The sequence below is a fragment of the Parabacteroides sp. ZJ-118 genome, from assembly GCF_011038785.1.
Taxonomy (GTDB): Bacteria; Bacteroidota; Bacteroidia; order Bacteroidales; family Tannerellaceae; genus Parabacteroides.
Genome location: NZ_JAAKDT010000001.1, coordinates 41173 through 65896, shown reverse-complemented (window position 1 = coordinate 65896; position 24724 = coordinate 41173). Strand labels below are relative to the sequence as shown.

The 24724-nt window shown below is 43.5% G+C and carries 23 protein-coding genes; all 23 read right to left on the bottom strand.

Going from position 1 to position 24724, the window contains the following annotated elements; all coding sequences use genetic code 11:
- Window positions 1-7 precede the first annotated feature (7 nt).
- A complete protein-coding gene (locus G7Y39_RS00290; protein ID WP_165153940.1) occupies window positions 8-1114 on the bottom strand; it encodes a glycosyltransferase family 4 protein in 1107 nt (368 codons plus the stop codon).
- Window positions 1111-2025: an NAD(P)-dependent oxidoreductase gene (locus G7Y39_RS00285; RefSeq protein ID WP_165153939.1), complete on the bottom strand. Its 915-nt coding sequence runs from the start codon at window positions 2023-2025 to the stop codon at window positions 1111-1113. The genes G7Y39_RS00290 and G7Y39_RS00285 overlap by 4 nt, the downstream gene beginning before the upstream one ends.
- Entirely contained in the window at window positions 2022-2843 is an 822-nt protein-coding gene (locus G7Y39_RS00280; protein ID WP_165153937.1) for an aldolase/citrate lyase family protein, read from the bottom strand. Before G7Y39_RS00280 ends, G7Y39_RS00285 begins: the two co-directional genes overlap by 4 nt.
- Entirely contained in the window at window positions 2836-3444 is a 609-nt protein-coding gene (locus tag G7Y39_RS00275; RefSeq protein ID WP_165153935.1) for a sugar transferase, read from the bottom strand. Before G7Y39_RS00275 ends, G7Y39_RS00280 begins: the two co-directional genes overlap by 8 nt.
- Window positions 3445-3830: 386 nt before the next feature.
- Complete coding sequence (locus G7Y39_RS00270; RefSeq protein ID WP_165153933.1) at window positions 3831-5204, bottom strand: phenylacetate--CoA ligase family protein; 1374 nt, start codon at window positions 5202-5204, stop codon at window positions 3831-3833.
- A gap of 19 nt (window positions 5205-5223) precedes the next feature.
- Window positions 5224-6138, bottom strand: coding sequence for an aldo/keto reductase (locus G7Y39_RS00265; protein WP_165153931.1), 915 nt, complete (start codon window positions 6136-6138; stop codon window positions 5224-5226).
- A gap of 18 nt (window positions 6139-6156) precedes the next feature.
- Window positions 6157-7329 (bottom strand): sugar-transfer associated ATP-grasp domain-containing protein, encoded by a 1173-nt coding sequence (locus G7Y39_RS00260; RefSeq protein ID WP_165153929.1) that lies wholly within the window; start codon window positions 7327-7329, stop codon window positions 6157-6159.
- Window positions 7330-7353: 24 nt separating this feature from the next.
- Window positions 7354-8487, bottom strand: coding sequence for a sugar-transfer associated ATP-grasp domain-containing protein (locus tag G7Y39_RS00255; protein ID WP_165153927.1), 1134 nt, complete (start codon window positions 8485-8487; stop codon window positions 7354-7356).
- A gap of 30 nt (window positions 8488-8517) precedes the next feature.
- Window positions 8518-9624, bottom strand: coding sequence for a glycosyltransferase family 1 protein (locus G7Y39_RS00250; protein ID WP_165153925.1), 1107 nt, complete (start codon window positions 9622-9624; stop codon window positions 8518-8520).
- A gap of 86 nt (window positions 9625-9710) precedes the next feature.
- Window positions 9711-11228 carry a lipopolysaccharide biosynthesis protein gene (locus G7Y39_RS00245; protein ID WP_165153923.1) on the bottom strand — a complete coding sequence of 506 codons (1518 nt, stop codon included), beginning with the start codon at window positions 11226-11228 and terminating at the stop codon, window positions 9711-9713.
- Between the two features lie 145 nt (window positions 11229-11373).
- A complete protein-coding gene (locus G7Y39_RS00240; RefSeq protein WP_165153922.1) occupies window positions 11374-12132 on the bottom strand; it encodes a DNA-binding domain-containing protein in 759 nt (252 codons plus the stop codon).
- 63 nt (window positions 12133-12195) lie between these two features.
- Window positions 12196-13320: a hypothetical protein gene (locus tag G7Y39_RS00235; RefSeq protein ID WP_165153920.1), complete on the bottom strand. Its 1125-nt coding sequence runs from the start codon at window positions 13318-13320 to the stop codon at window positions 12196-12198.
- Between the two features lie 56 nt (window positions 13321-13376).
- Window positions 13377-14645 carry a nucleotide sugar dehydrogenase gene (locus G7Y39_RS00230; protein ID WP_165153918.1) on the bottom strand — a complete coding sequence of 423 codons (1269 nt, stop codon included), beginning with the start codon at window positions 14643-14645 and terminating at the stop codon, window positions 13377-13379.
- A gap of 16 nt (window positions 14646-14661) precedes the next feature.
- Complete coding sequence (locus G7Y39_RS00225) at window positions 14662-15636, bottom strand: SDR family oxidoreductase (RefSeq protein WP_165153910.1); 975 nt, start codon at window positions 15634-15636, stop codon at window positions 14662-14664.
- The gene (locus tag G7Y39_RS00220; RefSeq protein ID WP_165153908.1) at window positions 15618-16373 is read right to left on the bottom strand and encodes a tyrosine-protein phosphatase; all 756 of its coding nucleotides are present in this window, start codon (window positions 16371-16373) and stop codon (window positions 15618-15620) included. The genes G7Y39_RS00225 and G7Y39_RS00220 overlap by 19 nt, the downstream gene beginning before the upstream one ends.
- Window positions 16374-18746 carry a polysaccharide biosynthesis tyrosine autokinase gene (locus tag G7Y39_RS00215; protein WP_165153906.1) on the bottom strand — a complete coding sequence of 791 codons (2373 nt, stop codon included), beginning with the start codon at window positions 18744-18746 and terminating at the stop codon, window positions 16374-16376.
- Between the two features lie 8 nt (window positions 18747-18754).
- Entirely contained in the window at window positions 18755-19552 is a 798-nt protein-coding gene (locus tag G7Y39_RS00210) for a polysaccharide biosynthesis/export family protein (protein ID WP_165153899.1), read from the bottom strand.
- Between the two features lie 40 nt (window positions 19553-19592).
- Window positions 19593-20150 (bottom strand): UpxY family transcription antiterminator, encoded by a 558-nt coding sequence (locus tag G7Y39_RS00205; protein WP_165153897.1) that lies wholly within the window; start codon window positions 20148-20150, stop codon window positions 19593-19595.
- Window positions 20151-20152: 2 nt separating this feature from the next.
- The gene (locus tag G7Y39_RS13785; protein ID WP_255452997.1) at window positions 20153-20278 is read right to left on the bottom strand and encodes a hypothetical protein; all 126 of its coding nucleotides are present in this window, start codon (window positions 20276-20278) and stop codon (window positions 20153-20155) included.
- A gap of 262 nt (window positions 20279-20540) precedes the next feature.
- Window positions 20541-21473: a site-specific integrase gene (locus tag G7Y39_RS00200; protein ID WP_165153896.1), complete on the bottom strand. Its 933-nt coding sequence runs from the start codon at window positions 21471-21473 to the stop codon at window positions 20541-20543.
- A 170-nt stretch (window positions 21474-21643) separates the two neighbouring features.
- Window positions 21644-21916 (bottom strand): hypothetical protein, encoded by a 273-nt coding sequence (locus G7Y39_RS00195; RefSeq protein ID WP_165153894.1) that lies wholly within the window; start codon window positions 21914-21916, stop codon window positions 21644-21646.
- Between the two features lie 404 nt (window positions 21917-22320).
- Window positions 22321-23238, bottom strand: coding sequence for a DUF368 domain-containing protein (locus G7Y39_RS00190; RefSeq protein ID WP_165153892.1), 918 nt, complete (start codon window positions 23236-23238; stop codon window positions 22321-22323).
- Window positions 23239-23256: 18 nt separating this feature from the next.
- Window positions 23257-24714 carry a tetratricopeptide repeat protein gene (locus tag G7Y39_RS00185; RefSeq protein WP_165153891.1) on the bottom strand — a complete coding sequence of 486 codons (1458 nt, stop codon included), beginning with the start codon at window positions 24712-24714 and terminating at the stop codon, window positions 23257-23259.
- Window positions 24715-24724: the final 10 nt, after the last annotated feature.

Below are 24724 nucleotides of genomic sequence, written 5' to 3'. Positions count from 1 at the left end.
TCGTATATTACAATTCCATGATTTCGATCATGTCTGCGTTGACCTTGGATACCTCGAATTTTTCCTCACACAACGCAAGGCTCTTTTTCCCCATCGAGTCGATAGACCGTGGGTTCAAGATGAAACGTTTCATGGCGGAGGCTACCGCCAGAGGATCTTTGATCGGTACCAAATAACCATTTTCCCCGTCTACTACTGTCTCGCGGCATCCTTGTGTATCTGTGGTTATGATAGGACGTCCCATCGCCATCGCCTCCAATACGGAGCGAGGAGTTCCCTCTCGGTAGGAAGGGAGTACAAAAACCGAGCATTGGTCGTAATATTGGACGACATGATCCGTCTCTCCCAATAGTTCTACGGTGCCGTTATCGAGATATGGTTCGATCTCTTGGTTTTTTATTCCGTCTTGCATATCGGTTACGATATTGCCGAGTAGCATGAAACGAACCTGCGAGTAATGCTCTTTGATTATTTTTGCGGCTTTTAGGTATTCCATGGCACCTTTGCTATAGAGTAATCGCCCCAGCATGAAGAATGTGATCGTGTCTGGTAATGGGGAAGGGCGGAATTTCCGCATATTCACGCCGGATCCGTTCACGACATGGCATTTTTCGAGGCTTGTCAACTTGTGAGTGGTAAATTCCTTTCGGTCATCCGGATTTTGGAAGATTACTTTATGGGCACAAGCAAGCCCTATACGATACAAAAGGAATGAGATCTGTTTGAGTATCCGGGCTTTACGGCTTTCGGATATAAAAAGATATCCGGCACCGGTGATCATGGAATTTATGTTGCCTACTCCGGCTAGCCTAGCCGCTATAGCTCCGTAAATCACCGGCTTGATAGTGTATCCCAATGTGCAAACAGGTCTTTCTTTACGCATTAGCTTGTAAAGTCGGAAGGCATATTTCAAATCTGCCAAGGGATTGATACCGTTCTTGTTCATTGGAATTTCGATAAAATGTGCTCCTAATGCCTCTATCCTATCTATATGCTCCCGGTTGGGGCCGGTAACGATAACCTTGTAGCCTCTTAGCCGGATTTGGGTGATCAATTCACCCCTGAAGTTATAAGCCGTACGGTTCTTGGGGGAGATGAGTAAAAAACTTTTCATTGTTCTTCTATGAATTTTTTCAGGTTTTCGTATATGACGGCGAACATCCTCTTGTTGTTCCCCTCGGAGACAAACGAGTTATGTGGCGAAATCGTTACATTCGGCAGTTTCCACAACAGGTTATCATTAGGGAGAGGCTCTGTCTCAAAGACATCAAGGACTGCGTGGATGTCGCTCCGTTCTTTAAGTATCTTATACATCGCTTTCTCATCTATCAACGCTCCTCGGGCGATATTGATGAGTATCGCCCCTTGCTTCATATCGGATAAAATGTCATATCCGATCAAATGATAAGTTTGTTCCGTAAGTGGGGCGGTCAGTATCAAGGTGTCAAACTCGGCGACGAGTCCGGGCAGTTCGTCGATCTTGCGTATATGGTCAAAACCTTCTACCGGATGGGTGTGGATATCGAAACCAACGATTACCGCCCCGAATACATGAAAACGCTTGGCAACCTCGCTACCCACGTTTCCTGCGCCGATGATAGCGATTTTCGTTCCGTTCACCTCGCGCAGCCTGCGTTCCTTTTTCCACTCACAAGCCTTTTGGGCGGTCAGGAATCCGGCTGTAGCTTTATAGATATCGAGTACCTTACACACGGCCCATTCGGCCATCGGGATAGCGTAGACCTCCTTGGCATTGTGTAAGACGATATCCGGATTGTTTATAGCTTTAGCTGGTACCCGGTCGAGCCCTGCGCTGGTCAGCTGTATGTATCTCAATCGGGTAAACTGATCGATGCCATGGTAAAGAAACAATCCGTTGCACACTACCGCATCCACCTCTTCCGGCGCGATCACCGTCATAGGCTCTTGCTCATGTTGAAGGAAGAACAGTTCGATTCCCAGCGATTTGAGCGCTTCGATCTGCTTGGGGCGATAATAGAATGCCCCGGTAACAAGTAGTCTCATACCTTGATCGATTTCATGTTCACGACCGATTCCACCGCCGCTTTTACCTCGGAGATATTTTCCGTAAAATAACCGACGTGTGCTTGTGCCTCTCGCTCCAGTTTCCTGATTTTTTTCATCTCCGATAGGAATAACTCTCTTATTTCCGCGAGGTCATCCATCTTATTGGCATCGTAGAAACTGCGTGACAGGATCGCGCAGGTAGAGCCGAGCCGATAGTGTTCCTTGATCACCCGCTCAGCGGGAAGAATCCCGCCTCCCAACTTGGCGATACCACCAAACCCAAACCCAATTCCCTTATTTCGTATTTTGCGCCCTAAGTATTCCACGGTTCCATCGGCTAGCAACTCAAACATAAATCTCATGCCATAAGCCAAATGAAGGTCATTCAGTCCGATATGGATCTCATCGATTCCTTCCAGGGCCAGTATCGCGTCGATCAGTTTCACGGCCTCGGCGGTCTCTACCAGCAAGTTCACCTTCGCTCGCCCTTCCACTAGGTCAATAAACTTGGCCGCCTCGTTCACGGTCTTGAAATAGGGTAACATGACCACGTCTGCGCCATGGGCGATGATTGTTTCGATCTCGTCCCTTGAACCGGAGTAGATCGGGTTTGAGCGTACGAGCACTTCCTTATGGAAAGCGTCTCTGATGCTTAGGATATCCTCAAGGGTATGATGTGATTGGACGGTATTCATACCGGCTTGGCGCTTTTGTTTACCGATCGTCTCCAAATCGACGAAGATGCGATCGATCCCGGCCTCTTCCGCTATCCGGGCGATTTCCGGGCGATTTGTGATGTACATTAATTTAAGCATTTCCGTTTGTATTTGAGGTATTGTTATTATTGGCATTCGTGAGTACCTTGAAGAGGGTAGAAAACAAGATCCGCATATCCAGCGCGAGCGAAAGATGCTCCACATAATAGATATTCAGCTCGATACGTTCCGGCCACGGCACCTCCTTGCGTCCGTTGATCTGCGCCCAGCCGGTGATACCGGGCAGTACGTCGAACATTCTCTTCTGATGCTCCGTGTACTTGTCGAAAGTCCAAGGGTGATAGGTCAGGGCCGGGCGTGGGCCGATCAGCGACATTTCGCCTTTCAGTATATTAAAAAGTTGTGGCAGCTCGTCCAAACTCGTGGCACGGATAAATCGCCCTACCTTAGTGATCCGTGCGTCTCCCTTATAGGAATACACGCCTGTACCTTGTTTCTCGGCACCTACCACCATGGAGCGAAACTTGTAGATCTTGAAAGGCTTACCCTTGAGTCCCAGTCGTTCCTGTTTAAAGATAACAGGCCCCCGGCTCTCCAGTTTGATGGCCAACGCCGTCGCTAAGAGGATCGGCGAAAGTACGACAATCGCCGCCGCGGATGCGACCCAGTCGCAACCGCGTTTGAAGTTTGAGTATGACATGGATGAAAAAAGTTAAAAAGGAAATTTTGTAATGTAGATAAGATATGTGCATGGTCATTTACAAGCTTAAACAACTCTAAGAATAAGCTTTTGCCACTAGCTTGTGGGCCAATTAGCAGGGCCAGTCTCCCAAAAAGACATTTACGTCTTTGATCGGCCCGAAATTCTTCACGTTCAATGAGTCCATAAAGATTTTACTTATTTTTCAAATCCGTACGAAGGTGCATAGCCCTTAACCGGTCTAGTTCCTCTTGATTTAAGGTACCCGAGTCCCACAGTTCATTCAAGCGTTGCTCTAATTTCAGTGAGAGATATTTCGTCAAATGTCGCTGTATGGAATTTAAGGGACCTGCCTCTCGTAAAAGGGGGCTTGTTCAAAGACTCTTTCACGTTGTAATAGGTGAATATTGTACAGTATTCTTGATCATCCGAAATTTTCCACTTTTTTCCCGAGGAATACTATCTACATGCTTTATAAACAGATTAGTTGATACACCAAATTTATGAATGAATTCTTTCCGAATCAATTCATCATATTCCGGTTTATAGACTTGTTTATCAATTTCGAGTAATAAAACTACTTCCCCGATTCGCTCCTGAACAAATTGCGCACGGATCACGGCATTAGGGATATATTTTAGCATATTGGATACATTTCCGGCATTAATTTTTGCTCCCTCAGCCGTATAAAGAAAATCCAGTCTGCGCCCTTGGATAGAATGGACTATCGGTGAGATCGGGTCAGAAAAACACTTGGTATCCCATTCCATTGTATCACCGATACGATAACGAATCAAAGGAGTCCCATGTGTGGTAAAACTAGTAACAAGGATTTCATTTGTTCCCTCAACATGCTCAAACACTCCGGAAGCAAGTTCCATGCGTAATTTCCTATCAGGCCATTCAGTTACAAATGGTGCCCCTTCGCTGGAAGCATACTGATCATACACTTTACAATGGAAAACCCGCTCAAGCAATGCCCGTCCTTCAGCTGTCAGAGTCTCTGATGTTGGGAAGATTGCTACAGGAGTAAATGTCAAAGGTATATGATGCCGTTCAATATAATTGGCCACATCGCACATGGAGGTAAAAAAGCCATCGATAGCTTGTGGACGGAAGCGATTTAAACTCTCTACATAATAAGATAAATTATCTTCTGTAATATGAAAGGATGAATAAATCATTTGCTTGCAAGCCCGGTTATATCTCCAATATATATTTTTACGTTGCACAGGAGGGACGATATGTTTTCCATTAAATGTAGCACGCTTCATTTTCAAATGAATAAATCCAACTCGTTCTTTAAAATGATCAAGCATAGCCATACGTCGCATGTAATCACAATGAGTCATAACGACTTCCAGACTTTTCCCTGTTGTACCTCCTGTATGGCTAATCACAATCGGTTCACCTGTATGCGTAACAACTTGATTGATATTGTCCCGAAGCATCTCTTTATCGACAATTGGTAATTTCTTCAACGCTTCTAAGGAATCTATTTTATCGATTTCAACCCCCTCGTATAACTTGGCATAAAAGACACTGTTCTTAACTGCAAAATGTAAGAACTTACGAAGTTCTTCTATTTGAAACTTCTGTTTATTTACAAGTTCTATCTTGTCGAAATTTCTTAGAAATTCAAGATAGCGATAATATTCATCTCCATATCGGCTCTTTTTGTTTAAATATCCTTTAAAAGAAACCAATATATTTTGGATGAATATTGGTGAATGATCATAAATATATTGTGAGAGTATCATGCTATGAAATATTTATAAATTATTCAAACCCTTTCCAATCTCTATATTTTTTAGGCAAATTCTTTAATGTTATATATGGATTATAATTAAGAAATTTACCGAGATCCATTGAATCAATCTGTAATTTTTCTTCCTGTGTTAATTCTATGTCAAGAATATTGATATTTTCGGCAAGATGTTTGGGATTATCCGTTTTTGGTATTATTGAAATTCCTTGATCTAACATCCATTTGCATACAATTTGAACTGGACTTTTACCTCTTTTTTCTGCCATAGATATTATGTTTTCATTTTCAACAATCTCTTTTCTTGGTTCCCATGAACGCCAATGAGCAAAAGTAGACATGGCTTCAGGTACAATTTCCTTATTTTGACAGTATGTGATCAATTTCTTTTGTGTATTCAATGGAGATATTTCAAACTGATTTAATACAGGAACTGTATCACTTACCTCTTTTAATGCCTCAATATGAGGAGGTAAAAATGAAGATACACCTATTGCTCGAATACGTCCTTCCTTATAAAGCTTATCTAACTCCTCCCATTGCTTTAAAAAGTTAGGAAAAGCCATATGAATTAAAAATAAATCAATATAATCGGTTTGTAATTCACGGAATGACTTTAAAATACTTTTTTTTACAGAAGTAAAATTGCGGATATTAAGAAAAGATTTTCTACAGAAATATCTCCATAAGTATAAGTCATCGCCACTGATTTTTGTGGTAATAAAGATATTTTCTCTTTTTATACCATTTTCTTTAAGAGCCTTAGCTATAGTTCGTTCATTGCTATATTTATATGCGGTATCAAATTTTCGATAACCTAAACGATAGGCTTCTCCTATTATTTCAGACATTCTTTCATTAGGTAATAGAAAAGTACCCAAACCGATTGCTGGCATTTCAATGCCATTGTTTAAAGTGTAATATTTCATTTATGTATTGTTATTAGTTTATGCAGGTATGAATATCGTTTTTTTTCCTTTTTCTTTATGACGCATACAATATTCCAGTATTTCATCGCTATAATCAGCAAGAACATATTGACCGGTGAATAGAGCTACCCATACTCCTGGGGCATTAATATTGTATTCTATCAAGTAAGGATCGTTATTTGTGTCCAACATTACATCCAATTGTATTAGACGATGATGTAATATACTTCGGCCTATAGACTTAGAAAACTCTATCACTTTATTCCAATTGGGAATACTGTATGTGTTCTTACTGAAATCAATATCATTGTATATAGAGAATTTATCTCCATATTGGTTCAATAAATGATTATCCAGTTTTCCGTCTTGATTGATTCCAATAAATACGCCTCCTGCATGAGCATTATCAACGAATGATCCGTTTTTTCCAATGCGTAATATATGCCACAACACCTTTATATCATCATCTTTGACAGATCTATAAATACATACTCTGATAGTGTTTATTGAAGTAGGATTGAATAATGACAAATAAGGTGATTGATTCATACATTTTTGAATGATAATGTCATCTCCGTAATTTTTTTCTAAATATGCAACAGACAATTCTTTACTTCCGTAGATGTGTTTAAAATGACCGTTTTGACTGATAAATAAATTGACCCCATGTCCTGATGATGAATCAACAGATGGTTTTACAATAATGTTTTTAAAAGTCGAAACATATTTAAGTAGTTGCTCGTTATTCAAATTTTCAATCAATTGATAATCTTTTGTGTAATATTTACCTCTTATTTTTCGTAATACCGTTTCAGGTAATGTTTCAGGAGGTAATATTCGTTCGAAGTTGTTCTTATCTTGATAGTAAGCCCTATATTCTATTGGATTCAATATAGGATTAACTCTATTTTGGACAAGTGATTCTGGGATTATCCGTGCAGGATCTTTTCCATATTCGGATAAAAAGGGGGCAAAGAAATAATAATCAATACAAGGTGCTTTCATTTTAAACTGCCTGTAATATTTTTGATATTCATTCAGTTTTGTGGATTTCACTTTTTTTATATGCTGCCGTCTTATTAAGTCCGTATGTTTTTTAGTGCATATAAATTTTTGACACAGATTCAACTCCCATGTCATGATGTGGGTTTGAATCGTTATTATCTTTTTTACTAAACGTTTAATTCCCATATGAATGTAATTCAAAGTAATTAATCACCAAGGAATGACATGGACCATTCTGACTTTATCATGTCTGTGAGAACAATAATCTATCACTTCGTTAGTATACTTGCCAAAAGGAGTAAATCCGGTAGCCATATACATCTCCGCATCAATAGTTCCGATATTGACCTCAATCAACTTGTATTCACCCTTTTCATCCAACATCACATCCAAAGCCAAGGAATGATGATGTACCACACATTTTCCAATACGTTTAGCGAAATTACGTAAGCCAACAATATCAGGTACGGTTATTTCAGTATTGGCAAAATCAATCCCATTATATTGTGATTGAGGAACTGATTTAACATCTACCGGAATCTTGCCTAATACCCCTGTATCAGGATTAACACTGACGCATACGCCTCCACTGTGAATATTATCGAACCAATGTCCCTTGGCTCCAATTCGGATACAAATAGACGGTGTATCAATAATACCAGTAACAGGAGATTTATAAACATGCACACGGAAGGTGTTCACTGAAGACTCGTTAAATTGAGCCATGAAAGATGATTGCTTGAGTTGTTCTTGGAGAATCCAATCGTCACCTAATAATTTGTCAAGAAGTTCAACTGATAATTCTGTATTAGGATCATCCACTTGCATGAACTTATCCGATTGATTACGGACAAACAAAAGGATATTGCGTCCTCCATAACTATCCCGGGATGGTTTAGCGATCAACCCTTTCATTGTTACTGAAGGAATAGATGGAGATTTCATTCCTAACGACTCATAATCCGTATTAAAATACTCTCCATTTATGCGCCGCAAAATTGTTTTTGCCATTACCTCTTTGCCATATATTTGATCAAACATGTTTTTATCAAGATAATGTACTCGCATAAGTGAAGGATTGAGAATTGGCTGTATTTGCAACTGCATAGCTTCAGTTGGAGGAATATCTACATTTGGGCCAAGGAATCCGGCATATTTACGATAATATTTTACGGTAGGGTGCTTTATTAATGGTGACCATTTCTTCCGCCACTCCTTTTCCCCCTCCATTGGAGATGGAATATTCTTATATCTTCTACGTACAGCTATTCTACACGCTTCTATTATTATCAATGTATAGAATCTGTTGATGTTATTTGTTAATTTTTTTAACGTGCGTATCATATTAATTAAATGTTTATAAGATTGGTGGGATTATTTATGAATACTCGTATAGTAAAATTCTGTTAATAGAGATGTTGATTGCTTTACATCATATTTAGATTTAGATATTTCAATGAAAGCCTCTTTGTTACATTCTTTGAGACTTGTTATAATGACATTTGCCCAATACTCTGATGTCGCATTCAGATTAACGAAAGAAATATTCTTGGTTATGTTTACCGTATGATCAATCGTGTCAGATATAACACATGGAAGTCCTGCCGCTTGTGCTTCAATGACTGAAACAGGAAATCCTTCTAATATAGATGGCATGACAAATACATCAAAAGTCTGTAGCCATTCATTTATATTTGACTGAATTCCAATAAACCGAACACTATCAGACAAACCAAGTAAAACTGTTTTTTTCTTAACTTCCTCCAATAATGCTCCAGAGCCTATCAGGATGAGATAGCTATTAGCATGTCTCCTTTTTAAAGCTTTAAAAATATCAATTAGAAAAAGATGATTCTTTACATGTACGAATCTGCCGACATGCCCTATGACCAATGCGTCTAAAGGTATGTCCAACTGTTGACGAAGCTCACAGCCGACCTTGGGATTGAGTGTGAAATTAGTCGAATTAATAGATATAGGAATGATTTCATACTTTTTTGAATTCCCAAAATAATCAATACCTGCCATTTTTCCACATGCAAATAAATGTGTCGAGTATTTAAGCATATATGGCTTTAATAATTGAACCATCAAATATTTGGGATTAATTTTAGAAACATAGGTTCCTACAGAATGAACATGAGTAATCCTAACTTTGACACCACATTTCTTAGCTACTCCAACAATAGCTCCTGCCAGACTAAAATAGTGTATATGAATTATCTTATATTCTGGATGAGCCGTGAATAGATTTCTCCATGCTTTTTGGTATTGAAAATGATTGTATCCTTTATATTTAGGAATGTGGAAAATGCGTCCTCCCATAGAGCGGATTTCTTGGTCATAGGCGCATTCTTTAGTTGTATGGTTGACAAAATCGAATTGGATCTCGTTGCGGTCAATATTTCTATAATAATTCATTATCATAGTTTCCGCACCTCCACGATCTGTTAAACCGAAAACATGTAATACTCGAATCATAAATTAGTGATTAAGAATGTATGTTATATTAAAAGTAAATCTGTATTATTGGATTTTTATTTATAGGTAATTGTATCGGATTTTTATTATGTTTGTTTTTTTAGTATAGATATCAGTTTTTTTCGTTCTTGATTTGTAAACATAATAATAAAAGAAAGTACAGAGCCAATTAAACCGTACCCTGTTGCGAATATGATAGTTGATAGTGGGGTATATTGAATATGAATAAAATGGTGATGAATAGTAAATAGTATAATAAAAATAATAATACATATTATTACTCTAGTTAATACTACTTTTAAAAATGTTAGAATGTTGAATCCTAAAAGCTTCTTGCAGAGAAATAGTTTTATGATAAGGTTAATAAATTCAAGCATACTCATGATGATGAATACACTATAGTATGGAAATCCTAATTTTAATGAAATCCAAGATAATGGTAAATTTAAAAACGTGATGGCGGCATCATATAATTGGTAAAGTTTAATATTACCCGAAGCTTTAAATAATATATCGATAGAGTAATAAAAACTATGAATGAGAGTGAATAGAAGATATGTTTGAATGAAAATTACAGCGTTTTCTGGAACTATATCTAGCCACAATTGGAGAATAGGATAAGTCATACATTCGATTACAAAGGTTAGGATAATTGTTATCATAAATGTGGCTTTGCTGCTAAAAAAAACTAATTGTAAACATTTGTCCATATCTTTTACGGCGTAATTATTGACAATTTGAGGGCGGAAACTGACATTTAAATCAGAAGTGAATTGCTCTATCATTCCTTGTACTTGATATGCGATAGAGCGTGCGGCATTTATTGTTACTCCTCCAAAAATGTTTATTACAAAGTTTACTCCTGTATTAGCAATTGAATAACAGGCGTTTCCTAGGAATTGCCATCCAGCAAATTTTGTCATTTCTTTCATGAGAGAATCATCTTTTACTTTGCTGTATTTAGCTATTTCTTTGAATGTTTTTTTGCAATAAATAGCGTTTGTAAACCTTACAAGAAGAGTGACGAGAAAAATTAGAGCGCTATAAAATATTACTCTTTGTACAGGACTGAATATAAGTAAAAATATTACCCCTAATTTGAGCGTATATTCGACTATAGAGATAACTGCGTACGCATTGAATTTTTCATTTGCTATGATTAGGGCATCATAGGGCACGGTCATTATAGAAACTATCGCCGTGAATATTGAAAATTGTAAAACCCAGTATGCGGCATTTTCCTTTCCTGATGGTATGTTAAGATCGGGAATCATTATTAATCCAGCGATCTCAACGATTATGAAAAATAGGATTGCTATTACTGTATGTATCTTAATGCCAAGGCTGAATATTTTATTAATCTTTGCTTGATTTTGTTTGCCTATCTCTACATTTATGAATCGTTGAATAGATGATGCGAATAAGCTACGCAGCGAGTTGAATAATATTACAATTGAACCAATCAAACCATAAAGTCCAAATTCTTCTACTCCTAACATCTGAAGAAGTAGTCTTGATGTATACACATTTATAGCGATGACTATTATTTTTCGTAGATAAAGGAACAGTGTGTTTTGAGCAATCTGTTTATTCTTGTTTGACATACTGTGATAATTAATCTGAATAGGGTTAGTAGACAATTTTTTGTGAAACCTTTCCATCAGTCCTAGTGGAGGTGTTCCACTAACTCTGGTGGAGGCCCTCCACTAGGACTGGTGGAAGGTCTCCACTAGAGAGGGGACGAGTTGATCAAATCTCGTCGGGAGAATCATTGTCACCTCCATCAGCCGGTTTCCCACCGATCCAGATCTGCGTGCTGACGCTACGCGGCGTTTTTAGCAATGTGCCGGAGCTGGAATATTGGGTCGTGATCGTCAGTGTGTATTCCCCTTCGGTCAATTCCGCCGGTAGGAGAAGCGTGAGGGAGGAGGGGTTGTTGATGGTGATTAGGTCGTCTGTCAATTTCGTGACAGTCTTAGCCGCGTTGGTCAATGTTACGCCTACCGTCTCATCGTCTCCGGCAACTTTCAGCATCGCGCCGCGTACGAAGAAGTTGCGGCCAGCCGTCGCGCTACCATCCTTCAAGCCCGTTTTCTTATCCTCGGTCTCAAGGATATACATGATGTTCGATTTCTCTCCAAGAATCTCTACTACGGTCTGGGCGATCGCCTCGCGCAAGGCTTTATCTTGCGTGATAGAGACGTAGATGGAGTTGGTCTCCTTGTTCCACACGCCTCCCTCGATCACGCCGGTGAGCTGCGCGACAGCTCGGAAAAGGCCCGTGTTTACGCTGTACCCGTTTAAGATCAAGTCCATTACTACCCGGTGGTAGAGTGTCACCGCATGACGCATCGTCTCCGGACGCAAACCCGTGTCTTGTTTCTGCATCTCTTCCAAAACATCATCGAGAACCAAATTCCCCGCCGATTGTAGCAGCAGGATCTTATCTGTCTTGTTGTTTACGGTCACCGCATTGTCGATGAGCCAACCTTTCAATACTTTCTTCATGTGTAATTAAAATTTAAGTGGAAAGTTTTCACTTCCTGGTTAATACTATGTTGGATTTAACGTTTAATCTTCTTTTTCGTTGGTTCGGATATGAGAAATAGCATAAGCCATTGCGATTGTAGGCATTAATTTAGTACGATGGCGAAATGCTGTTCCTGCATTTGATGTGCCATAGCTGAAGATGAAAGCGGCGGATAAGAATGTCGCAATCAGGAATCTCTTTAAATAGAAGTTCTCTTCTGTCGCATGGCTTTTCATAATGAACCAACACATCCACATATAAATACTTCCGTCTATCGCAAATCCGATGATATCACTTACACGATGCCATTCGGTCGGTAGTGGAGCGAAAAGGAAATAGAACATACGCAGAGGAGCCACTAATAACCCTACTATGGGATTGCTGATAGGTGGAAGCCATGTCAAGTATCCGGAATTTCCAACTCCAGCCTTGTTGGCGTATCGCAGGAATGCTTCAGGGGAATCCGGATCGAACGACTGGAATTTGCCTAGAAACATTGCGGAATTTTCTGAGAACAAAAGAAAGAATATTCCCAGTAGGACGATAGATGATATGGTTTTGGGTGTGAACTGTACTGTTTTTTTCCTAGGGTCGTAAGCTAAAAATCCAGTTATGTATCCTCCTAACAATCCAATAGTTCCGGCATGCATGTAGGATGCCGCAAGGACAAAAAGAATGCATGTGGCCATATTGGATTGTTTGCCGGTCTGATACCAAATGATAAATTGTAGAGCGGATGCCGCTACGAAAAATTCTACCCATGCTTCTCGCAAAAGGATACTTGAAAAAATCACAATGTTGGGCATAAAGGCAACCAGATAGAGGACTTGTTTTTGCCTTTTTAGGGGTATATCAAGTAACCTGAAAACTTTAATTAATATCAGAAGGATGCCAATTCCAAAGAGGATATTGATATATTGGGCGAATAAACGAGAGCTTCCGGAAATAGAATATATGAAAGTAAGGAATCCCGGATAACCTGATTTATGAGTCGGCTCTGCCAGCGAAAGGTTCCTTCTTGCGATCATATCGAACATTTCCGTATCTGCTCCCGAGTTCAATATCGGAAACCAATGTTCTAAATCCGCGATCATAAGGAAGAAACGTAGTACGAATGCCAATAATAATATATTGGTCATTTCCTCGCCATGCTTGATGATATACATGACGAGGATGATACTTACAGTTATTATGGTAATATATACGAACATTCAGCGTAAAATCACAGTCGTGCGTCTACCTCCTCCTGCGGTAATACCGCCTTCACATCGAAAATCACATGATTGGAGGCGAGGAGGGCTTGGATGTCTAACTCCGCGAACTCCTTGTGGGCTACCGCCAATATCGCCGCGTCGAAGTGATCGGCCGGAAGCTCGTTGGTAATCTCGATGCCATATTCATGGCGGGCTGTCGCGGGATTGGCCCAAGGGTCGTAAACCGTCAGGTTGACATTGTATTCGGCCAACGTGCGATAGATGTCGATCACCTTGGTGTTACGCACGTCCGGACAGTTCTCCTTGAAGGTGAAACCTAGGATCAGGATCTTGGCTCCGAGCACTTGGATGCCTTTTTTCAGCATTTGCTTGATCGTCTCGGTGGCTACGTACTCGCCCATGCCATCGTTCATGCGGCGGCCGGCGAGGATGATTTCCGGGTTGTAGCCGTGGCGTTGGGCGCATTGTGCCAAGTAGTAGGGGTCTACGCCGATGCAGTGGCCTCCTACCAGACCCGGCTTGAACGGGAGGAAATTCCATTTCGTGGAGGCTGCCTCTAATACGTCTTGCGTGTCGATGCCTAGTTTGTTGAATATCTTGGATAGCTCGTTGACGAAAGCGATGTTGATGTCGCGCTGGGAGTTCTCGATCACCTTGGCGGCCTCGGCTACCTTGATGCTCGGTGCCAGATGGGTGCCGGCGGTGATGACCGAGGCATATACCTCGTTCACGATCTTTCCGATCCCGGGCGTGGAGCCGGAAGTGACTTTCTTGATCTTCTCTACCGTATGCAGCTTGTCGCCCGGGTTGATGCGCTCGGGCGAATATCCCGCGAAGAAGTCTTCGTTGAGTTTCAAGCCGCTCACCTTTTCTACCACCGGGATACATTCGTCTTCGGTCACGCCGGGATAAACCGTGGATTCGTAGACCACGATGTCTCCCTTGGATATTACCGTGCCCACGGTCGTACTGGCTCCGTATAGCGGGGTCAGATCCGGGTTGTTGTTCTCGTCCACCGGGGTGGGTACCGCTACTACGTAAAAGTTGCAATCGCGGATGTCTTCCGGGTTCGTGGTACATGTAAATCCGTTCGCCAGCGCGGATTGTAACAATTCGTCCGATACTTCAAGGGTCGCGTCGTGTCCTTGCGTCAACGCATCCACACGTTTTTGGCTCATGTCGAAGCCCACTGTTTTATACTTCGTGGAGAATAAACGAGCTAAAGGTAAGCCTACGTAACCTAAGCCGATTACGGCTATTTTCACTTCTGTATGCATGATTTGTCTTTTTGATTTAAATATTTTCCCAATACCATTTAACTGCCTCTTTCAATCCTTGTTTCATGCTGAATTTTGGATCGTAACCCAGCAATTGCTTTGCTTTGTCCACACTAGCCAAGGAGTGGGGGATGTCGCCGGCGCGGTTGGGGCCATGGGTAGGCTCTACGTGCGCGATTTCCGGATCGAAAGCCGAAAGAAACTCTTTCAGGTAGCCGACCAATTGGTTGAGTGTCGTGCGCTCGCCGAAAGCCGTGTTGTAGATCTGGTTGACCGCTTCCGGGTTTTCCGTGCGCATGGCGAGCATGTTCATTTGGATCACGTTGTCTATATAGGTGAAGTCGCGGCTGTAGTTGCCGTCGCCGTTGATGTTGGGGCTTTCGTGGCGCATGAATTGCTTGACGAATAGCGGGATCACCGCGGCGTATGCCCCGTTGGGATCCTGACGGCGACCGAAAACGTTGAAGTAACGCAGGCCGATGTATTCCGTGCCATACGTGCGGGCGAATACATCCGCGTACAGCTCGTCCACGTATTTGGTGATCGCGTAAGGAGACAAAGGCTTGCCTATCACTTCCTCTACCTTGGGCAGCGAGGTGCTGTCACCATAGGTTGAAGAGCTGGCCGCGAAGATGAAACGTTTCACTCGTGCGTCGCGGGCGGCGAGTAGCATATTGAGGAAACCTCCGATGTTCACGGCGTTGGTGGTAGCCGGGTCTTTGATGGATCGGGGCACCGAGCCTAGGGCGGCCTCATGGAAAACATATTCCACCCCTTCCACCGCCTTACGGCAATCTTCCGGGTGGCGGATGTCGCCGACTAACAGTTCATAACGATCTGCGTATTGTTCCGTAAAGCCAATTACGTTTTCCCATTTCCCGGTAGCGAAATTGTCTAAGCAACGGACATGATAACCCTGTCGTAACAGATGTTCGCTTAAATTGGAGCCGATAAAACCGGCTCCTCCGGTTACTAATACTTTGATTGACATATTTTATTCGATTGTTGATGCGAATGGATATTTAAAGAGGATAGAGGGCGTATGAACGCGGCGGTATGCGCCATCCGTTCCAGCGCTTCGCTTTGTCGAGGGGTATGCTGATCCGATCCGATCCGGTCGTACAATCTCCCCGCGCAAAGTTTCTCCGCTTTTACCTTGGCGTGCGGCCCGTAGAGGCCGGTGAGCGAGAGCAGGTTCAATTGGAACCGTACGCCTAGGCCTTTTAGTCGGTGATAATCCGGTTCGCTCATGTAGTTATAGCGTTCGGGATGTGCCAGCAGCGGGGTGTATCCTTTCTCAGCGATACGCGCCAATAACTCGCGCAAATGCTTGGGAGCGTCGAAGTAGGAGGTTTCCACCAGCAGGTGGTCGTCTATCGTTAACAGGTCGTCGGCCTCCAAGCGTTCGGACAGTAGCGGATCGATCATGTACTCGGCGGCTAGGCGCAGACGGATCGGTCCGGTGTAGGCTTGCCGCAATCGCTCGAATATCGTTCTCAACCGATCGGTCGTGTTCGGGATATCTTCCATGATATGTGGGGTAAGCCACACCTCCTCGAAACCTAGTCGCTCGTGAGCCTCCAGGCAGCGCAAGGATTCTTCGATGGTCTCTACGCCATCGTCCACACCCGGCAGGAGGTGGGTGTGGTAATCGGTGAGACCCGCGAACAGGCTTTGCGCACGGGATTTCCCTGTCCGGGTGTATCGGAATAGGTCTAGGAGATGCATTTAGCTCTTGTCGGATGTATAATGGTTATAATTGCCGTAGCCATAACCGTAACCGTATTTGTACCCGTAATGGAAACCTTTCATCGGCGTGGCGTTCAATACGACTGCCATGTTCTTGTATTTTTTCGATTCGTAGATCTTCTCCAGATCGGCCAGCATCGAACGATCGAATACGCCTGTGCGGATCACGAAGATCATCCGGTCTGCCACGGTCTCGATGATCTGTGCATCGGCTATCATCTCCAAGGGCGGGCAGTCGATGAGAATGGTGTCATAGTGTTTCCGGAGTTCCGCTATCAGGCTGGAGAAACGGTCAGACTCCAACAGCTCGGTAGGGTTGGGGGGGATAGGGCCGACCGGCAGTATGCTTAATCCCGGGGTGAGGGTATCCGCTACGATCAGTGAGCCAATCTCTTCTATCGTTCCGATCAGGTAATCGCTGACCCCTTTTCGTGGCGAGCCTACGTATGCGGAAGCGGAGCAGCGACGCATGTCGCCATCGATCACCAATACCTTTTTTCCTTTTATGGCGAGACTCGTACCTATGTTCAAGGCAAGGAAGGTTTTTCCCGATCCGGGGTTGAATGACGAGAGCATGATCACGCCGCATCCGTTGTCTTGGGCGGATAAGAAACTTAGGTTGGTGCGCAGCACGCGGAATGCCTCGTTTATCACATCGCGTTTTCCATGCTTTACCACGATCTTCGTGTCGGAGGTCTCGCCTTTGCGGTTCTTGGCAAAAGGGATCTCTCCCAAGAATGGGGCGGAGAGGACATCGAGATCCTTGCGCCCGCGTACTTTCGTGTTGTTGCTTTCGATGAGGTAGGTTATGCCAAATGGCAAGAACAGACCGATCACGAATGCGCCCAGCAAGATCTTGCTTTTCGCCGGGGCTGTCGGGACATTCGAGCCGTTGGGCTTGGTGATCACTTGCGTATTGTAGGCGGTGAACGCTTGTGATAGCTCGTTTTCTTCCCGTTTTTGCAGCAAGAACAGGTATAAGGATTCTTTTACTTTCTGTTGGCGCTCCACGGAAAGCAGGTATTTGGCTTGTGATGGATTAGCGGAGAGTTGGACGGTGATCTTGTTTTTGCTCTGTTGCAAGTTCTTGATCTGGGTGTTCAATGCGGTGATCCGGTTGTCGATCGTAGAGATAATGGCGTTGCGCATACCGGCTAATACGGCATCTAGGTCTATGACCAGCGGATGCGTGTCGGAACTGTTGGCCGCGTATTGGTTGCGTTGCGCCATCTTCGTGTTGTATTCGGCGATCTGGCTCTCGATCGACATGTTGCCGATACCGGAGTTAGCCGGCAGCAATTGTTTCTTGTTGGACTCGTTGACCAAGTAGCTGCGCATATAACGTGTCATTTGCAGCTGGTTGCTTAGGTCGAGTATTTGTGCGGAGGCGGTTTGATTTTCGGACATGTACATACTGGCCGCCTGCTGCACGTTGGGGATGAGGTGCTCGCTTTGGTAGGAGGATATGTCTTGATCTACCGATCCCAGCTCTTGCTCGATCCGGCCGAGACGCTCGGTGATGAACTCGGAGGTGCTGATTGATATTTGGTTGCGGTTCTCGATCCATTTCTCGTTATATACGCTGATGACCGTATTGAGCAGGTCTTCGGCGCGTAAGGTGGATTGATCTGTGGCTGTTAGGTTGATGGTGCTTCCTTTGTCGCTTTTAAGCGCTACAACCAGTTTCCCGGAGAACATTGCGATCGCTGATTTCAAGGGGATTTTCGCGGCGTAGATCCGGTAGTCCGTGCCGGGCTGGAAATAGGCGGTCTTATGGATTGCGACCGGCCCAAGAGGAGAGGAGAGGGTGTCGCCGGAAATCGCTTTCGGTGAAAACGTGACCTCCTCCCCGTTATGGGTGAGATCGGATAGGGTTAGCGTGCCGCTCTTCGAGATGTCGATCGTTACGGACGCGCTCTCGCTTTCCAGCAAGGAGGGGAACGAGACGGATAGGGGAAGCGACGGGCCGTAAACGATCTCTCGGTGGAAACGTCCGTCTGTCCAATACCCCATGTCCAAGTGCAGGCGTTTCACCACTTCCTCCATGATGTCGGGTGACTGGAGCTTGTTTATCTCATCGTTGATGTTCGTGTTTGTCTGGATAAGCCCCATGTCGGAGAAGGCATCCAACTCCGCTGAGGCGGATTTCCCTTTCGAATCGTCTTTGATAACGATGGCTGCGGTACGGGTATAGGTAGGTTGGCTGCGCAGTAGGTATAGGTAGGCTCCTCCTACGCAGATCGTAAGCGAGGCTAGGATCCAGTACCATTTCTTGAGGGTGATAAACAGGATGTCGCTGATCTGGACTTGACTGATCGCCGGGTTCTTCAAGGTGTTTTTTCTCGCTGTCATAATCGATCTTATTTAAAGACAAGTACTGATATGGTCGTGAGTAAGGATATGATGGATATCCAAAGGCTGGGGGTTTGTACCGTGTTGCCGTTGACCGTGGACTGCCGTTTCTTCATGTCGTTGGGCTCGACATACACAATGTCGTTCTGACGGAGATAGAAGGCGGGTGATTGGAACAGGGATTGCGCGTTTGTCAAGTCCAGACGGTAGGCGATGTTTTTCCCGTCTTTTTTGCGTACGACCAATACATTCTCTCGTAAACCGGTTATGTTGAGATCTCCCGCTTTGCTGATAGCCTGTATGACGTTCAAATCATCTCGGTCTATGGGATATTCTCCCGGACGGCTGACATCTCCTAAGACAGAGACCGTGGTATTCATGAACTCTACCGTGACGACAGGATCCTTTAGCAGGTTTTGGGAGATCAACTCTTTTTGAATGAGCTGGGCTACCTCTTGCCGGTTCAGTCCTGCGATGTATATCTCTCCGATGACCGGATAGTTTATAAAGCCACTGGGAGAGACCGTAAACAAGGCGGTTTGCTGCATATTGTTATTGGTGATAGACTGTCCGACTTGATGACGTGCGACCGCTAAGTTAAAAACTTCGGCAAGTTCCGGATCTTTGGAACTGACTACGATGGACAGCTTGTCGTCCGGCTGAACGGTAATCCTGCTTTGCTGTATGATTTCCTGTGGCATTTCCTCAAACACGCCTTGCATGTAAGTGATGCCTTTAGGCGTGGAACAGGAACTTAGTAATGCGATGGAAACGAGTACGTTGATGAATGTGTATCTTAAACTCATGTTTGTTTATGTTGTTTTGAATGATGATTTTTCTCTGTTGTTAATCGATCAGCATGATATATTCCGGATTTACCTCGATCGCGACTGCCAATAGATTGGGTAATTCCACGAGCAAGCGTTTTATTCGTGAACCTCGTACTGTGACCAAATGGCCCTCGTAATTATTCAACGCTCCTCCGATTATCCGGATTCTGCGCCTATACATATTTGGAGTGATTTCTTCCGGTAGGTAGAAACATGGGGTGTCGCTACTCTGCACGGCATGAATGAAACGTTCCATGTAATCACTTCTTACGATCATAGGCTCATGCTGTTTGCCTCCGCGTACGTAGCGGTGCTGAAGTTTCGGCTCCTCTTGGAGGATAGGCGCAAGTTCTTCTAGGGAGGAATAGGCGAAAAGTAAATCTTTTATCACCGGTACTTGTTCACGTGTTTGTATTCCCGATTTTCCGGTTAATTCCCATTTCATCGGAGTGAATACACGAATCTGTTTTTTCTCAAGCAATTTGTAGCCCGGAAGCTTTGCGTTAGAGCGTTTGAGATCGCGCATCACATACCAGTATTTGGATGTCTTTGTAGAGCCGATTATAGAAGCCATGGTTAGATAAAGGGTAATTCTTTAAATCCTGCAAGACAGTTCTTTCTACTAGAAGTCAAGCAGTTATTGTTATTTGAGCCATAAGTAGAGGAAGATTCCCCTAAAGTGTTACCTTTTTTTTCTTTCATCTGAAAACAGGTATTATGTATAGATCTCTCCGTAAGAGATGAATAATGGGTTGTGTCTGTTTTATAATATGTTAATGAGCAATGATTTATGTGTTTTTTTTATGAATGCTACTTGTTTAGTGTTTATCCTTACGTTTGTAGAGTTGGCATATATCGTAGAATTTTTTTGCGATGAGTAGTGCTATTTTTCAAAGTTTTCATTAACTTCGCACCCGTTGTTCATCTCTTACGGAGAGATGAACATTCTTCCTATCATCTCAAACTATTGTAACAAGTTTAATATTAATTTATTGGCATTGTCTATCGTTGTTGTATCCAATGAAGCTAAGTAGATTCTGGTTGTGGCCTCCGAGTTATGTCCTAAGGCTTCACTGATGACAGAAATAGGTATATTCTCGCTTTTTGCGATACTGGCCCATGTGTGGCGGGCCACATATAAAGTTAAAGGGAGGGGGAGACCCAACTCTTTTCCGATGTTTTTGAGATGCCGATTGATTCGATGCGACTCATTGATGTATTGTTTTCTCTCGTTGGTTCCCGGTTTACTGATAATGGGGAGTAGATAGGGGGAGTCCGGAATGTCGTATTGGTCGATAATCTCTTGCATGCATGTTTCCCATTTGATAAAGAGTTGTTGCCCCGTTTTTTCCCGTCGATAAGAAAGGATGCCGTTGGTGATGTCCCTCTTTTTCAAGAAAGCCATGTCGATCAAAGACATTCCCCTTGTATAAAAACAGAGGAGAAACATATCCCGGGCATAACGTCTGGGAGGATCGCTTGTCAGATCTAGTGCCTTGATTTGTTGGATAGCGCGAAGGGGAATGGCTCTTTTGGCCGTTTTCTCGATCCCGGTATATACCGGTTTGAATGGATATTGTTGAAGGATCTGTCCTTTTTCAACCGCCCGGTTGTAGGTAGCTCTTAGGATACGCATGTAGAAAGAGATCGTGTTCATGGAAATATTCTTCGATCGCAACCAAGTCTCATAAGTGACCATCAGATTTGCGTCGACTTCATCGAGTGACAGATCTTTACCTCTCCTGAACCGCATGAAGCTGTTTAGGGTGGTGAGGTAGGTTTCACTTGTCCGAGTTTTCCCTTGTTGTTTGAGTTTGGAGATCACCTCCTGCATGAATGCGAAAAAAGATGTACCGTTTGTACGCGATGGTCTGGATTTAACTTTAATACTTACCATAATTCTTCATTTATTGAGTGTAAGCGTTCGGTGAAAGCCGACTTGTTTGTATCACAAACAGCCTGTACCACTTATTTTAATAATTGATAAAGATTAAATATCACAAGGGTGACCTTGACAGGATTCAGATCATGTTCTCCTGTTTACCCAATTTTGGGGCAAAAGATCCTTCAACATATCTTCGGGAGTACCCTCACCACGACAGACAAGTTGCGCACGACAACCCATTCCTTGCGGCGCTCCTCGTCAAACTTGGCCTCCAGGCTTGCCTTATATCCGGCGCACCCACGTTCCACCAGTTCATTACGAAGCACCTGTTCGGCCATGAGCCGCTCATCCTTCTCGGCGGCGCTGGAGAGCGCCGCCCGGTACAAGGCCATCAGTTCGGCATATTTGGCTTCCGAAACATAGCTTTGGGGAGCTGTATCTTTATGATTGTCCATGACCGAATCCCTTTTTATTAGGGCATAAAGGTACAAAAAATCAGCGGATTACGCAAATAAACTGACAACTTTTCCCGTCCGCAAGAATACGTGGAACATGAAAACCTCGTCTCCTATCAGGTAACGGCCGAACTGTTCCACTTACTATTGAGTGAATGCTATTTGAAAGAGGCAAAGTTATTCTTGTCAAATCCAAGACAATCGTTTTGTCCGGTCTTCTATGTGTTGCTACTTCTTTATCACCTTACTGGTATGGAGAGGATTTCGCTTATTGGAAAAGTACGATGTGCGATGATAAAATGTAGGTAAATAACAATGGGCATCGTAAGCTCTTTACAATGCCCATTCAAAGAAGGTTATAACGGGCATTCTAATCACCTTATAATGCCCATTGTAATATCCGGTTACGCCTTAGCGCTTTTTTGTGAGAGTTTTTCCAGAAAATATACGATCCCGAAACCTAAGATCATCAATCCGACGGCTTCCCAGACAAACTGATTCGGGGCGATATTCGCCTCCACCAACGGCTTCGTGATGCCATGGCTATCCACATAGGTCTCGATCGTTTGTTTCCAAGGCCATACCTTGTTAAGCGAACCCAGCATGAATCCGGACAATACGGCGATCGTTATATCATGGAATTTACGAAGAGCGAAAGACAATACCCGGGAGAACGTCGTGATACCGATAGCCGCGCCCGCTATAAACACCAACATAACGGGAGCGTTAAACGTCTTGACCGCCTCCATGATATAGAAATACTTCCCGAGCAGCACTAAGATAAAGCTACCCGAGATACCCGGCAAGATCATGGCGCAAATAGCGATCGCTCCACAGAGGAAGATAAAGAGCAAATTACTCGGAGTCTCGGCGGGAGTCGCCACGGTGATATAAAAAGCGACCACCGCCCCGACCACGAAGCTCAAGATCGTCTTCCAGTTCCATCGCTTGATATCCTTAGAGACGAACCAGGTAGAGGCCAGTACCAAGCCAAAGAAAAAAGACCATACCAAGATCGGGTGATGCACCAAGAGATACGTAATGATCTTCGCCAGCGAGAATATGCTGATACTGATACCGGCCACGATAGAAAGCAAGAATTTAGCGTTGATTCCTTTCCAGAAGGCGGCTATCTCCCCTGTGAATAATTGTTTCAACGCCGTCCCGTTAATGCTTTTGATAGCGTTGATCAGTTCCTCGTAGATGCCTACGATAAAGGCGATCGTTCCTCCCGACACGCCGGGAACGACATCCGCCGCTCCCATACCCATACCTTTTAATACTAAAAAAACGTAGTCCTTGAGATTTCGTTTGTCAGGCATATTGCATTACCGATTTGTCTAATTACTGTTATCTTTATTCTTTAAAAACTCTTTTGCCAGATCCTTGGGTTGGATAGGTCCCTCCTCGTTATCAGAATCGATGTCAAGGTCCCCAAACGCGCCCGATTTTATTTTACGAATCAAGCGGAAAAGATCTTCTTCGGGTATCTGATTGATATGATTCGCGAAATTTTTCAGATCTTGGTTATGCAGATAAGCCATGGCCAAATGAATATGAATCAGCGGGGTCTTCGGGTTGATTTGAAGGACTTTCTTGTAATAAGAGATCGCTTTGTCCACCTCTCCTATAGAAAGCAAATATTCCCCGGCATGAATCAATCTGTTGCATTCCTCTTGAATTTCCGGATCGATGTTATTGCTATCGATGATCTTGAATATCTTATTCGTAATTTCGACAGACTCCTCCTTTTTCCCGCTGTCAAGCAGGCTAAGCGATAAAAGAGAAAGGATACGGACATTGTCCGGATACAATTGCACTGCCTTGGTTAACTTGCTGGAAGCTTCGTCGTTACGTCCGGTCTCGGTACAGCAATTGATATAATTGATATAATTGGTTGCCCCATCCTCCATATCCGGATCGTTTATGACCGTGGAAAGCAGTTGGTAAGCCTTCTCATATTGCTCCAGCCTCACATAACATTTCGCCATGAGAGGAGAGATACGCCGCGTCACTTCCTCATCACCCTCGATCTCTTGATATTCCTCGATCGCCTTCTCGTAACTCCCGTTCATGTACAGGCAGTACGCTTTCAATATTTTCAGTTCCGTATCGGAATCGTCGCACGTCAAGGCGAAGTCAAAAGCCTCGATCGCCTTCTCGTAATCGCCAACCGTGGAATGTAGCCTTCCCAACGTGAACCAATACTCGTATGAGTAAGGATTCTTATCGATCAACTCATTACACAACTCGATCGCCCGGGGGACGTCTCCTTCCGCCTCAAAGATGTAGCAAAGCTCATTCTTAAGAATCAAGTTATCCGGGAATAAAGCCAAGCCGCGGTCTACGAAATCCCGGGCCTCTTCATTCATGTCTAAATCAGTCAGGATGGGAGAGATCTCCTCGAATACTTCCTCCAAATAGTCACAATCTCTGGCGATCAGTTCTTCCGTGATTTCCAGAACCTTGGAATATTGGTCGAGCGAGCAATAACATTCCAGTTTTAACATATCCAGATCTTGGTTATCGGTTTCCGCTATATTCTTGAGCATAGCGAGAGCGCTCTCATAATCCTCGTTATACACAAATTGCCTGCTTTTCTTGATTCGCAGGGCGGAATTACCGGGATGAAGCTTCAGCCCGAGGTCTAAGACTTCATCGAAGTAAGTATAATCATTCGAATCCTCAAAACTACTTAGCATTTCATCGATTTGATCGGCATCGAAATAGGGTTCCTTACCCTCTTCTTTCGCTGAGAGGTAACGTTGTAACAAGCGTGAGATATCGTCTTTTTTCATTTGCTGTTTT